Here is a 13129-nt window from a genome sequence, read left to right as displayed (position 1 = left end):
CATGTAAGCTGCGCCGGTGATCGCTTGTCAATCACACCTTCCGGGTCGCTGACGGGCGCCATGCGGGCCGATCTCGTCCTCGGCATCGACCTGAGCACCACCGCCGCCAAGGCGGTCGCCTTCGACGCGCGGGGGCGCCTGCACGCCGCCGGCCGGGCGCCGCTCTCGCTGGCGCGGCCGGCGCCCGACCGGTTCGAGCAGGATCCCCGGGACTGGTGGGGCGCCCTGTGCCGGGCGGTCGCGGACGTCACCGCCGCGGTGGACCCGGGCCGCATCGCGGGCCTCGCGATCGCACACCAGCGCGAGACGTTCGCCTGCCTCGACGCGGACGGCGCGCCGCTCCGCCCCGCCATGCTCTGGCTGGACGGGCGCGCGCGGGGGCAGCTCGGCGCCCTGGTGCGCCGCATCGGGGAGGGCCGGCTGAGGGCGCTGTCCGGGAAGGCCGCGGATTTTGGCCCGGCGCTGCCCAAGATCGCCTGGCTTGCCGAGGAGGAGCCGGAGACGCACCGCCGCACCGCGCTCTTCTGCGACGTGCAGGCCTACCTCGTGTTGGCCCTGACCGGGCGCGCCCGCACCAGCTGGGCGAGCGCCGACCCGCTCGCGCTCTTCGACATCGTCGCGCACCGCTGGTCGGAGGAGCTCTGCGGGGCCGTCGGCGTCACGCCCGACCGGCTGCCGGAGGCGCTTCCCCCCGGCGCGCCGCTCGGCGTGGTGTCGGCGGCCGCGGCGGCGGCCACCGGGCTCTGCGCGGGCACGCCGGTGCTCGCCGGCGGCGGCGACGGCCAGGTGGCCGGGCTCGGCGTCGACGCCCTGGACCCGCGGCGCGCTTACCTGAACCTCGGCACGGCCGTGGTCTTCGGCGTCTTCAGCCCGGAGCCGCGGCAGGACCCGGCGTGGCGCACGATGATCAGCGCCTCCGGCCGCGGCTACGTGCTGGAGAGCAGCCTGCGCAGCGGGGCCCTGCTCTCGGACTGGTACCTGCGCCGCCAGCTCGGCGTCGACCCGCGCGATCGGGCCGCGATGGCCGCCATCGAGGCGGAGGCGGCGTCGTTGCCGCCCGGCAGCGAAGGCCTGCTGCTCTTGCCCTACTGGGAGGGCGCCATGAACCCTTATTGGGACCCCGACGCCCGCGGCGCGATCCTGGGCCTGTCCGACGCGCACGGGCGCGGGCACGTCTACCGCGCCCTGATCGAGGGCGTGGCGCTGGAGCAGGCCTTGGTGCTGGATCTGATGCGCGGCGCGGCGGGGGTCGAGGTCGCGGAGCTCGCCGCGGTCGGGGGCGTCGCCGAGAGCGACCTCTGGTGCGCCGTCATGGCCGACGCGACGGGCGTCGCCCTGAAGCGGTCGGAGACGGTCGAGGCGGCCTGCCTGGGCGCCGCCATGTGCGCGGCCGCGGGCGCCGGGCTGGCCGGGAGCATCGAGGCGGCCGCGAAGGCGATGCGCGGGGCTGCCACCGCGACCTTCCAGCCGGATCCCGAGCGCCGGCGGCGCTACGCGGCGCTCCTCGGGATCTACCGGGACATGTATCCCCAGCTCTCCGGGCTGCTGCGCCGCCTGTCGGCCTTCGCCAAGGCGTAGCGCGGCCTGATTCACGCATTGAAGGCGCCGCATTCACTCCGCGGCCCCACGACAACAACCCTCCTGAGCATGCGCACGCTGCGCTACCGGCTCTGTGATGTGTTCACGGACCGGCCCTTCGCTGGCAATCCGCTCGCGGTGTTCACCGAGGCTGCCTGGCTGGGCTCCGCGGCGATGCAGGCGCTGGCGCGCGAGATGAACCTGTCCGAGACGTCGAGCTGCGATTGCGTCGTCTACAACAGCGCGCGCGGGGCGGCGCTGCGCGGTCGCAGAGGGGGGTCCACTCATGAGTCTGAACGTCGAAATGTCCCCGGCTGCCTTCGAGGCTGAACGTCGGAATGTCCCCGGATGTCTTCCGAGGCTGAACGCGTAAACGTCCCCGGATGCCTCGATGGAAAATTCGAGTGCTGAACGCAGGAAAGAGGAGAACAGCCCCCGACACGGGATTGCCATTCATCGCGCAGGCATGAGATAACCTTGACGCGAGGAGCATGGCGTCGTTCGGCCTTCGCGTGATGGCCGCAAATACCGCCCTCGCTGCTTCCGTCTGGGTTCTTTGAGCTGGACATAAACACCCGAGGTGAGCGCGATGTACACCTGGAGGAGCGGCATCATTGTCGCCGCGATGTTCGCGGCTGGCTGTATGGGTTCCATGGGAGACGATCCGGCCGACAGGGGGCCGGGCGGAGACGGTCCCACCGGCGGTACGGGCGACACGCCGGGCGGCTCTCCCGGCGCTCCAGGCGGAGGCACGGAGTGCACGTCTGGGCTTGCGTCGACCTCTCAGATCCGGCGCCTGACGAACGCGCAGTACGACAGGACGATCCGCGATCTCCTGGGCGTCACGGCGCTGACCGCCTCTGGCAACGTGGCGCCTTCGACGCTGCTGGCGACCGACCAGGCAGGCAGCCTCACGGATCTGGGCTGGAGCGCCTACAGGTCCGTGGCCGAGATGATCGCCGCGCAGGTGATGGCCGACCCCGCGCTCAAGAGGAAATTCCTGAAGTGCACGCCCAGCGGTGACGGCGCCGCGTGTTTGCACGACACGATCCTCGAGTTCGGGCGGCGCGCGTTCCGACGGCCGCTGACGCAAGCGGAGGTGGCGAGGTTCGACGCGATCGTGGCGAAGGGCCCCCAGATCACCCCGAGCGGAGCTCCGGAGGAGGTCGCGGAGGCGCTGCTGTACATGTTCCTGATCTCCCCCTCGTTCATCCAGCGCGCGGAGATCACGGAGACATCGGACGGCGCCGGGCGTTTCGTCCTCTCGAGCCACGAGGTCGCGTCTCGCCTCTCGTACATGCTCTGGGGGACGATCCCGGACGAGGCCCTGGACCAGGCCGCCGATCAGGGGCAGCTGTCGACCCCGGAGCAGATCCTCGCGCAGGCCCAGCGGATGCTGGACGACCCCAGGGCCCGGCAGATGGTGGCTGCCTTCCATCGATACTACCTGGAGCTGGGGGCGGACACGCGCTGGGACTCGGCGCAGAGGGACACGGCGCTCTTCCCCGTGTTCGATCGCTCGCTCATCCCGATCATGGCGGAAGAGACCGAGCGGTTCTTCGATCACGTGGTCTTTGCGCGCGGCGGAACATTCCAGGAGCTCTTCCTCAGCCCGATCGCCTTCGTGAACGCCGCGACGGCGCCGCTCTACGGGCTCAACCCCGCGGAGTTCGGGTCCGATCTCCAGGAGGTCAAGCTCGACGCGACGCAGCGGCCGGGGTTCCTCACGCGGGTGGGCTTCCTCAACGCGTACTCGTCGTACAACCGCACCTCGCCGATCCTCCGCGGGGTGTTCATCACCAAGGACGTGCTCGGCATCGACCCGGGCACCCCACCTCCCGGCGCGCTCGAGACACCGCTGCCGGAAGGCGCAGATCTCGACACGAACCGCAAGCGCGTGGACGCGCAGACGGCGGGCGCCAGCTGCGCCGGGTGCCATCACACCTACATCAACCCGCCGGGCTTCGTGATGGAGGCGTACGACGCCGTGGGGCGGTGGCAGACGCACGAAGCGTCCACCGGCGCGCCGATCGACACGGTCGCGGACGTGCGCATCGACGGGGAGCCCGTGAAGGTCGCGAGCCCGGCCGACCTGATGGCGAGGCTCGCGGCCTCCCCGAACGCGCAGCGCCGTTACGCGCAGAAGTGGGTCTCGTATGCCTACGAGCGCGACGGTCACCCGCTGGACTCGTGCACCGTGAACGACCTGGCCGAGAGGATCACCGCCGGAGGATACACGGTGCTCGATCTCGTCACGGACCTCACGCAGTCTCCGTCGTTCCGAACCCGAGCCGTCGAACTGGAGTAAGCCAATGAAGCGCAGAGTCTTTCTGAAGGGTGTCGCAGGCGCCGCGCTCGCGGCTCCGTTCCTGAGCTCGGTGCACGAGCGGGAGGTGAAGGCGCAGTCCGCGCCGCCGGCGCCCAGGCGCCTCGTGATCTTCTACACGCACAACGGGTGCCTCACGAACCGCTGGTTCCCGACCATCGAGAACGGCCCCCTCGCGGCCGAGCACCTCGCGGGCACCACGCTCGCGGGGCTGACCCCGTTCGTGTCGAAGCTGCTGTTCCCGCGCGGCCTGAAGATGTTCAACTCCTACGCGGAGATCCAGACCATCGACCCGCACGATCAGGCCATGGGCTCGAAGCTCACCTGCGCGCTCATCAACGACGACACGACGCGGTACGCGACGTCCCACTCGCTCGACCACGAGATCGCGAAGCAGATCAACCCCGGCGGGGCGAGCCCGCTGGTGCTCTCGGTAGGCCGGGCGAGCACCAGCATCAAGGAGGTGCTGTCCTTCTCGGCGCCGAACACCGCCTTCCCGGCCGTGGTCAACCCGAAGACGGTTTACAACCAGCTCACCGGGTTGTTCGGGGGCGGGGCGATGACCGAGGGCGACTACCGCGTCCGCCGCGGGCAGAGCGCCATCGATCTCGTCCGGGAAGATCTCCGGAGCTACCAGTCGCTCAACATGAGCCAGGCCGACCAGCGCCGGATCAGCGACTGGCTCGATCTGCTCCGCGACACCGAGCAGAAGCTCACGCCCGCGGCGTGCAACGACGCGACCGCGGTCGCGAACGGCGTCACGGCCAGCGCGGTCGACGCCGCCAGCTCGGGCGGCGGGTTCGGCGGCGGCCAGGCGACCTCGTTCACGGCCGGCGGGGACATGATGATGAACCTCATCGCGCTGAGCATGATCTGCGACATCAACCGGTCGATCATCCTCGCATATCCCGGCTACGTGACCTTCGGGTGGGACGGCATCGAGCACGACGCCGACCACCACGGCCTCTCGCACCGGAACGGGTCGTTCGAGGTGGGCGGGACCTGCAAGAACGGCGTGCTCGACATGATCGCGGAGATCGACGCCTGGTACGCGCGCAAGTATGTGCGGCTCGTCACCCTGCTCGACAGCATCGTGGAGGGCGACGGCACGCTGCTCGACAACACCGCCACGATGTGGCTCCCGGAGCTGGCCGACGGCAACGCCCACAACACGAACAACCTGCCGATCGTGATCGCGGGCAGCGCGGGGGGTTACCTCAAGCAGGGCCAGGTCGTGAATCTCGAGGGCGGGAGGCTCGGCACCGGCAACAGCGAGGCGGACTGCACGGGCAACGACACCAGCGTCGGCTTCGGCACGGGCTCGAACACCGGCAACGTCCCCATCAACAAGCTCTACGTGACGCTGATGAACGCCGTCGGGTGCACGGCTCCAGGCGGCGGGCCTGTCGAGAGGTGGGGGCAGTTCGACAGCAGGAACGCGGACGCCGGCATCACCAAGCCGGGTGAGTTCACCGAGCTCAAAGCCTGAGCGCTCACGGATCCCGGCCGGGCGCGAGGCCCAGCGCTCCGCTGGGCTCGCCCAGGCCGGGATCCTTTCCCTGGTCGGCGCCGCGCGCCGGCTCGAAGGGCCGCTGCCCGCGCATCCACGCGTCGGCGAGCGAGCCCGGCCCGGTCAGGAGCAGGTGTACGGCCGCCGTCAGCTCCAAGGGGCGCATGTCGAGGCGGAAGAGCTCGGAGAGGCTGAGCTGCAGACCGGCGCTGATGGCGTGGAAAGCGCGGATGGGCTCCATGAACGAGCGGCTCCCCGCGCCGCCCGCCAGGAACGCCGCCCGCGCCTCGGGGTCCCGCAGCCTGGTCGCGCACTCCGCCGCGTCGAGCGAGTTCATTCCTCGACAGGCGAGCGGTCGAACCTCGTAGATCGAGCACCGCCCCGACTCCAGGAAAGGGCAAGGGTGGTCCGGAGAAAACCGCTCTGCCGACGGCAAACCTCGCGTCCGTTCGTGACGCTCGGCCACGCGACGAGCCACATGCGCGAGCGCTGCGTTCGACAAGGTTGTCCTCAGGTGGTCGACGATCGCGAGCGCCTCCGGCGGCGTGACCCCGACCGCTTGATGGCAACAATGGTCACATCCCGCCCTGCACGCCACCGAGCCGCCGGGCGCGCGCGCCAGGAGCCCCGCGGCGAGCCGCGACGTCGCCTCCATCGCGTTCCGCGCCAGCTCGATCGCGCCCTCCACGCTCGGCTCCCCGCGCAGGACGGCATAGGCAGTATTGGCCGCGGCCGTCGCGACGTCGTTCTGCCACGCCTCCCGGAACACCGGACTCCTGAGCGCCACGCGCTCGTTCCCGCTCGCGGGGTCGCGATGCACCGCGAGGTGCACGCGCCCCGCGGCGTCCTTGTGGGCGTCTCGTCGGCCCTTCTTTCCGGCCGCGGGGCGAGCTGGGCGCGCCTTGCTGTTCCTCTGGCTCATGGTCGCGACTTCCTGGAGCATACCAACATCGAGAGCGAACTGGGTGGGGATCGTTGACGCCCATCGGCCATTGAGGCCGCGCACCGCCGCGGTCCGCAGCCGCCCCTTTCAGAGCGACCTGCACGCGGGCGCCTCCAGGTTCACGGGGTCTTCTCGTGCGTGGTCATCCCGAGCGCCCGGGATCCACGCTACAATGGTGCAGCGCTCATGTCCGAGGTCCTGCGCAACGCTCATTTCGTCGTGACCGTCGATCACACGGCGAGGTTCGTGAGGGTCGCGCGGACCGCGGAGCCGTTCGATTCTATCGAGCAGATCGAGCAGGAGTGCCAGGAGATCGCCGAGGCGCTCGCCTTCTTCGATCGGAGCGCGCTGTCGCTGCTCCTGGACATTCGAGCGGCCCCGGGGCGAAACGATCGGAGGTTCGAAGACGCGACGCTGCGGCTCCGGACGGCCGCGGTGCGCGGCTTCGCGCGCGTGGCCGTCCTCGTGCGGACCTCCGCCGGCGCGCTGCAGGTCCAGCGCCACGGCCGCGAGGACGGCGTCCATCGCTTGGTCAGCGACGACGAGGACGAGCTGCTCGCCTACGTCACCGCCGCGCCGCTGCGCCTCGGCTAGTCGCGGTCTCGGGTGGAGTTCCGTGGCTCACAAGCTTGGCCAGGGATCTCGAGAGATTTCAACGCAAAGGCGCAAAGGCGCAAAAATACAGAGAAAATTCTGGTTTGCGTCTTTGCGCCTTCGGGTTGAAATCTCTCTTCTCTCACCGTGATCCCTGCCAAGAATCCTGACAGGCGGAACCAGGACAACGCGCCCTCACGCCGGGTGCAGCGGCGCGCCGACCTCCGCGGCGGGAGCCTCGCGCGCGGCAGGATCGGCGATCGGGAGCGTGAAGTAGAACCGGGTGCCGCGCCCGACCTCGCTCTCCACCCAGATGCGGCCGCCGTGCGCGTCGACGATCCCCTTCGCGATGTAGAGCCCGAGCCCGGTGCCCTTCTCCCCGGGCGCCTCGTCCTTCCAGAACCGCTCGAAGAGGCTCGCGAGGTTCTCGCGAGGGATCCCGGGCCCCGTGTCGGCGACGGAGAAGCGGACCATGGCCTCCTCCCGATCCACCGAGAGGGTCACGTGACCTCCCTGCGGCGTGAACTTCAGCGCGTTCCCGAGCAGGTTCGACAGCACCTGGAGCACCCGCTCCCGCTCCGCGTGGATTGCGAGCCCGGGCTCGCTCACGCGCTGCTCGAACCGGATCTGCTTGGATTCGGAGAGGGGCCCGAAGATCTCGACGGTCTCGCGCACGAGGTCGTCCACCGCGCACGGCGCCGGCGTCACGGAGAACCTGGAAGATTCCATGATCGCCACGTCGAGCATGGTCCTGATGAGGCGCTCCATGCGCATCGCGACGTTCTCGATCGACGCCGCGTGCTGCCGTGTCCGCTCGGAGTCGGCTCCCCTCCGCATCATCGCGGCCTTCACCGTGATGGCGCCGAGCGGGTTGCGCAGGTCATGCGCCAGGATGCCCATGAGCTCGTCGCGGGCGGCCACCGCCCTGCGCGCCGCCTCGCGCGCCTCCCGCACCTGGTGGTACAAGCCGCCGAGCCGCCTCGTGAAGTACCACGCGATCCCGACGCCGGTGAGCACGAGCAAGCCCAGCACGCCGTACAGCCGCCTCTCCAGCCGGACCCGCTCGCTCTTCGCGATGTCATAACATTGCTCAACGACGTCCTGCTTGTGCTCGACGAGGCGCGCGACGTGAACGTCGAGCTCGCCGCGACGCGGCCGCAGCTCCGCGTCGAACCGACGCACGAGCGGACGCATGTCCTCGGACCGCTGCCGGGCGGCGAACAGCTCGTCCTGGAGCCGGATGAAATTCCTGGCCTCCCGCTCGATCTCCCCCACGAGCTCCAGAGACGTCGGGCTGAGCGCCCTGCCGCGGAGCGCGCGGACGTTCTCCTCGAACTGCGCCCGCGCTCCGTGGGCCTCCGCGAGGAGCTCGCGATCTCCGGAGAGGAGATAGCCCCTGCCATGAGACACGATGAGCTCGCCGCTCCACCGGAGGCGCTCCACGAGCGAGATATCGTTCTCCTTGTTGCGGATCCAGGCGATCTGCTCGTCGGTCACGGACGAGAACCGTCGAATCGAGAACGCCATGCCGACCGCGAGGAGCAGGGTGAGCGCGGCGTAACCTATCCTCGCCGTGGCCTCGAAGCGCGTCCGCGTCGGCATCGCCGAGGTCCCTCCCCCGCGGTCAACGACCGGAGCGGTCGAGCCGGCGCCGCGGCCTCCGAGCTGCAGCGCCGGTCGAGCCGACGAGACGAGCGCGCGTCGCCCGGGCGCCCTCGTGAGCGCCCGAGCGCTTGCCCTGCATGACCAGTCGCGCCCCTCGGCGCCGAGCTCGGACGCCGGAATGCTGACGTGATGAACCTCGCCCCACCATGAGCGCCCCTCTCTCGAAGACTACGCCGCGTGGCGTGGAGAGCAAGGCGCCGCCGGAGCGCGCCGAATACCGTCGAGCGCGCCCGGCGGCGGGCCGGAGCGTGTCAGCGCCGCGAGATCGTGAGGACCGCGGAGAGACCGTAAGTTCCCCGCCGCGAGCGCGGCAGGCGCGGCGTCAATACATCAGGTTGCCCTGTCCGAGCTGGAAGTTGATGTTGGACCCGAACTGATCCCGCGCGTTCTGGACCCGCGAGAGGGCCGTCGAGATCCGGCTCTGGCGCTGCGACCAGCTCGTCGCGGCGAGGCCCGCCGCGATCTCGCTCTTCGCCTCCTGGAGCCGGGTCGCGGCGACGGGGTGCAGCGGGGTCGCCAGCTCGGGCGCGCTGAAGAGCTCCAGCACGTCGTCGATCTCGACCCGGGCGAGATTGAGCAGGCCGTACTGGACGTCGGCCCTCGTGTCGTGGAACTGGTTGACCAGCGTGTGGGCCGCCTGCAGGCGCTGCTTCGCGATGTCGAGGTTGAACGCGGCGCTGAGGACGCGGAGGAACCGCCCCATGTTGTTGATGTCGTTGAAGCCGAACGTGATCGGGGTGCCGAACTGCGCGATGAGCTCGTCCGACGCCGGCGAGGCGAGGAACTGCGGCCCGGTGTAGAAGGCGATCGCCGCCTCGACGGACCCGAAGGCGTTCGTGTGGAAGAACGGCGGGTTGTCGATGGCCTCGATGACCGGCGGCGTGTTGAACTCGCCGTTGCCGAAGCCGGTGAGGGTCGCGGGGTCCAGATCGCCGAGGACGTCGAAGGTGGGCGTGGTCAGGTTCTGGTCGCCGAACCCGCCGTCGAAGACCCCGTCCCCCTCCGGGTCGAACGGGGAGAGCGGGGCGAGCCGCGTCCCCGTGTCGAAATTGCGGTTCAAGCCCGAGGTCTGGTGGTTGGCGCCCCCGTTGAAATGGCACACGTTGCAGCGGCCCCGCGCCGGGTCCATGAACGCCAGCCGCCCGTCGTTCGCGTCGGGATCCGCGAGGTTGACCTGCTGCAGATTGAGCTCGTTCAGCCGGCCGAGGCTCCGCTGAAAGCTATCCACGAGGTCGAGCTCCTGCGAGGTCGGGAGCCGGAACGCCACCCCGGGATCCCTCGCGAGATCGGTCGGGTAGTGCTGCTTGATCGCCCCGGTGAGGAACGAGCGGAGCGAGCCGTCGCCCGGGGCGCCGTCTCCCGACCAGCCCGTGCGGTGCACGGGCGGATTGGACGAGCCGTCCGCCGGATCGGGCGTGATGGTGAGCGCCAGGGACAACGTGTGCGGGACGCTGCGCAGCGAGAACTTCTTGTCGAGATCCTCGAACCCGTCGACGTTCTCCAGGATCAGGCCGAACGCCCTCAGGCTGGGCGTCTCGAGCCCCGCGAGGTCGGCGTCGTTGTCGGCCACGAACAGGGGATCGTCCGGGTTGCTCGCGTCGAGCGCGTTGATGAAGGGGACGTCGATCGTGAAGTTGTTCGCGACGGGGTGGCAGGTGCCGCAGGAGCGGCCGTTGCCCTCGAACGTCTCCCGGAAGAAGATGTCCGCGCCCGCGCAGACCTGCGCGGAGACGAGCCCCGCGATCACGCGCGGATCCTGGGCGCAGAGGTTGAGCCGATCCTGCGCGGTGAGCGCGCTCGACGCGCGCTCCACGGCCTCGGCGTCGCCGCCCGGCGCGGGCTCGCCGCACGCGGTGAGGAATGCGGTCGCCAGAGCGGGGGTTAGGCCCAAGAGCCTGGACCAATTCATAGGCATGTCGTTCTCTCCCTCGTTGGTTGTTCTCTGCGCGTCACCGCGCGCGGCGCGCGTGCAGGCCGCCGCCGGCGCGCCGCGCGCCCGGCAGGCGGGTCAGCCCCGGCCGCCGGGCACACGTCGCCGATCGCGCTCGCCGCTGCAGGCGCGGCGGGATCGCCGCCGGCGCACAGCGCCGGAGCGTGGAAGTCCGGTGTGCCCAGGAGGGTTATCAGGGCTTCCCTCAGCGTCAACCTACTTTGTAAAAAGCCATGCCCGTAGAGCACGATGTCCACGCGCGGAAGGCGCGACGCCCTGATCGCGCCATGAGGCGCGGACCAACTCAATAGTTCTTAACGATGCTGCTCATCTTCTTAACGCGCGCATGACCACACTGCTCTTGACAAGGCAGATGACCGTCCTCTCTCGGCGGCGGGGCGCAGGCGCGGCGGGCCGAGGGGTCGGCGGCGAGCCTCCGCCGCGCGCAGGTGAGTCAGATCGCCCCCCGGCCCGCTCAGCAGGGATCTCGTGAGGCGAACAACGTCGCTCCGCCCGTCGCGCCGCCGTTCGCCCCGGGGCCGCCGCGCTTGACGCCGCGCGCGGCGGGTCCGCATAATCGCGCCCATGAGCTACATCGACGGATTCGTTGTTCCGGTGCCCGTGGGCAAGAAGGCAGCCTATCGTGAGGTTTGCGCGCAGGCCGCCCAGATCTTCAAGGAGTACGGCGCGACGCGCGTCGTCGAGTGTTGGGGCGACGACGTCCCGGATGGCAAGGTCACCGACTTCAAGGGCGCGGTGAAGGCCGAGCCCGGCGAGAACATCGTGTTCTCGTGGATCGTGTGGCCCTCGAAGGAGGTGCGCGACCAGGCGAACGAGAAGATGAGGAACGACCCGCGCATGCAGATGGGCGAGGATGCGCCGTTCGACGGCAAACGCATGATCTGGGGCGGCTTCGAGGTCCTCATGGACACGGACGGAGAGCAGGGCTGAGCGAGCGCGGAGGCCGCGAGCGCTGCCTGGAGCGCTTCTCCTCCGCCTCTGCTACACGCGCAACACAACACAGAGCGACGGTCACCCGCACAGGAGACGGGCCCAGATCGGCGTTTTCGGCGCGGAAGCGCGCTCCTGTGCGCTGAGCACCGAAAACGTCGAGGTGGGCCCGTATCCGAAGCGGGTGACCGCCGCTCTAGAGCGCGCGCAGGAAGGCCGTGAGATCGGCCTTCTCCTGCGCCGTCAGCTTCACGCCGAGCACGAGGTTGAAGAACTCCACCGTGTCCTCCAGCGTGAGCAGCCGCCCGTCGTGCAGGTAAGGCGGGCTGTCCTTGATGCCGCGCAGCGGGAAGCTCTTGATCGGCCCGTCGGCGGTGGCCATCCGGCCGGCGATGAGCTCGGGCTTGAAGAAGCGCTCCGTCCGCAGGTTGTGCATCAGGTTGTCGGTGTAATACGGCGGCACATGGCACGTCGCGCAGCGGCCCTTGCCGTGGAACACCTGCTCGCCGCGGAGCTCCTCGGGCGTCGCCTTGGCCGGGTCGAGCCGCCCGTCGATGCCGAGCTTCGGCGCCGGGGGGAAGTCGAGGATCTCCTGGAACTCGGACATCGCGTGCACCTGGGTGCCGCGCTCCAGGACGTTGACCCCCTTCTTCACGGCGATGACGATATCGCCGTCGAAGTACGCCGCGCGCTGCTCGAACTCGGTGAAGTCCTCGACGGTCTTGAGCGCGCGCTGCGAGCCGAAGAGGCGCTGGATGTTCACGCCCCGCAGCGTCGGCGTGTCGACCCGGTGCCGGAACTCCTGCGGCCTCACGTCGCCGACGAGGTGGGTCGCGTTGTTGGTGTGCCCGTTCGCGTGGCAGTCGAAGCAAGCGACGCCGAGGCTCGCCCGCTCCGAGCGCCGGTCCGACGTCGCGTTGAACTGCATCTGCGGGAACGGCGTGACGAGCAGCCGGAGCCCCTCGAGCTGCTTCGGGGTCAGGATGCCGTTGAAGAGCTCGTAGAAGTTGTCGATCGTGACGAGCTGCCCCTTGGAGACGTCGCCCAGGTCGGGCCGCGTGGTGAGGTAGATGGGCGCCGGGAACTCGGAGACGATGTGGTCCGGCAGATCGAAGTCCAGGTCGAAGCGGGTGAGATCGCGCCCGGTCTGGCGCTTCAGCTCGTCGATGTGGAACTTCGGGAAGACCATCCCTCCTTCCGGGTGGTTCGGGTGCGGCAGCGGCAGGAAGCCCCTCGGCCAGAGCCCCTGCGCCTGGATGGCGTCGGGCGAGAGCGCGGCGAGCGCCTCCCACGTCGTGCCCTTCGGGAGCTTCACCCGGACGCCGGCCTGCACGGGCTTGCCGCGCGACATGCTGACGCCTTTGGCCGGGCGGTCGGCGAGGTCGTACCGCTCCTCGAGCAGCGCCTGGTGGCGCTTCATCACCGCGGGTTTGTCCGCCTTCATCCGCGCGAGCATCGCGGCGAACGGCTCCTTGTCGACCACCGGCAGGTAACTCGTGCGCGGCGTCTCCGGTCCGGGCGGCGGGTTCGCGTTCATCGCCTCGCGCGGGCCCGCCGGCGCGGGGGACGCGGCCGCGGGCGGCGCCCCCTGCGGGCCGGTCGGCGCTTCGGGCCCCGCGGGAGGCGCCGAGC

Annotated in this window: 9 protein-coding genes and 1 pseudogene; 6 read left to right on the top strand and 4 right to left on the bottom strand. The window is 70.0% G+C overall.

Features of this window, described 5'->3' with window-relative positions:
* Positions 1 to 24 precede the first annotated feature (24 nt).
* From WMF43_RS15030 to WMF43_RS15015, 4 genes and pseudogenes are all read left to right on the top strand, one after another.
* Positions 25 to 1578 (top strand): xylulokinase, encoded by a 1554-nt coding sequence (locus WMF43_RS15030; RefSeq protein ID WP_437680915.1) that lies wholly within the window; start codon positions 25 to 27, stop codon positions 1576 to 1578.
* A gap of 69 nt (positions 1579 to 1647) precedes the next feature.
* Positions 1648 to 1791 (top strand): annotated as a pseudogene (locus WMF43_RS15025) (PhzF family phenazine biosynthesis protein); the annotation flags it as partial.
* 430 nt (positions 1792 to 2221) lie between these two features.
* Positions 2222 to 3886 carry a DUF1592 domain-containing protein gene (locus WMF43_RS15020; RefSeq protein ID WP_437680913.1) on the top strand — a complete coding sequence of 555 codons (1665 nt, stop codon included), beginning with the start codon at positions 2222 to 2224 and terminating at the stop codon, positions 3884 to 3886.
* 4 nt (positions 3887 to 3890) lie between these two features.
* Positions 3891 to 5393 carry a DUF1552 domain-containing protein gene (locus WMF43_RS15015; protein ID WP_437680912.1) on the top strand — a complete coding sequence of 501 codons (1503 nt, stop codon included), beginning with the start codon at positions 3891 to 3893 and terminating at the stop codon, positions 5391 to 5393.
* Between the two features lie 4 nt (positions 5394 to 5397).
* Here the strand turns inward: WMF43_RS15015 and WMF43_RS15010 are convergent, their stop codons facing one another.
* Positions 5398 to 6336, bottom strand: a complete 939-nt coding sequence (locus WMF43_RS15010; protein WP_437680910.1) for a YkgJ family cysteine cluster protein — start codon at positions 6334 to 6336, stop codon at positions 5398 to 5400.
* A gap of 207 nt (positions 6337 to 6543) precedes the next feature.
* On the opposite strand from WMF43_RS15010, the gene WMF43_RS15005 reads away from it, so the two are divergent.
* Positions 6544 to 6951, top strand: coding sequence for a hypothetical protein (locus WMF43_RS15005; protein WP_437680908.1), 408 nt, complete (start codon positions 6544 to 6546; stop codon positions 6949 to 6951).
* 195 nt (positions 6952 to 7146) lie between these two features.
* Here the strand turns inward: WMF43_RS15005 and WMF43_RS15000 are convergent, their stop codons facing one another.
* Entirely contained in the window at positions 7147 to 8553 is a 1407-nt protein-coding gene (locus WMF43_RS15000) for an ATP-binding protein (RefSeq protein ID WP_437680906.1), read from the bottom strand.
* A 385-nt stretch (positions 8554 to 8938) separates the two neighbouring features.
* The gene (locus tag WMF43_RS14995; protein ID WP_437680904.1) at positions 8939 to 10507 is read right to left on the bottom strand and encodes a hypothetical protein; all 1569 of its coding nucleotides are present in this window, start codon (positions 10505 to 10507) and stop codon (positions 8939 to 8941) included.
* Positions 10508 to 11131: 624 nt separating this feature from the next.
* On the opposite strand from WMF43_RS14995, the gene WMF43_RS14990 reads away from it, so the two are divergent.
* Positions 11132 to 11497 (top strand): DUF1428 domain-containing protein, encoded by a 366-nt coding sequence (locus WMF43_RS14990; RefSeq protein WP_437680902.1) that lies wholly within the window; start codon positions 11132 to 11134, stop codon positions 11495 to 11497.
* Positions 11498 to 11693: 196 nt separating this feature from the next.
* Here WMF43_RS14990 and WMF43_RS14985 read toward each other — a convergent pair whose 3' ends face one another.
* Positions 11694 to 13034: a cytochrome B6 gene (locus tag WMF43_RS14985; protein WP_437684012.1), complete on the bottom strand. Its 1341-nt coding sequence runs from the start codon at positions 13032 to 13034 to the stop codon at positions 11694 to 11696.
* Between the last annotated feature and the right edge of the window lie 95 nt (positions 13035 to 13129).

Source organism: Sorangium sp. So ce131 (assembly GCF_051519095.1).
Taxonomy (GTDB): domain Bacteria; phylum Myxococcota_A; class Polyangia; order Polyangiales; family Polyangiaceae; genus Sorangium.
The sequence above is the reverse complement of the archived record's forward strand: the minus strand, read 5'-3'. Positions and strand labels throughout refer to the sequence as shown.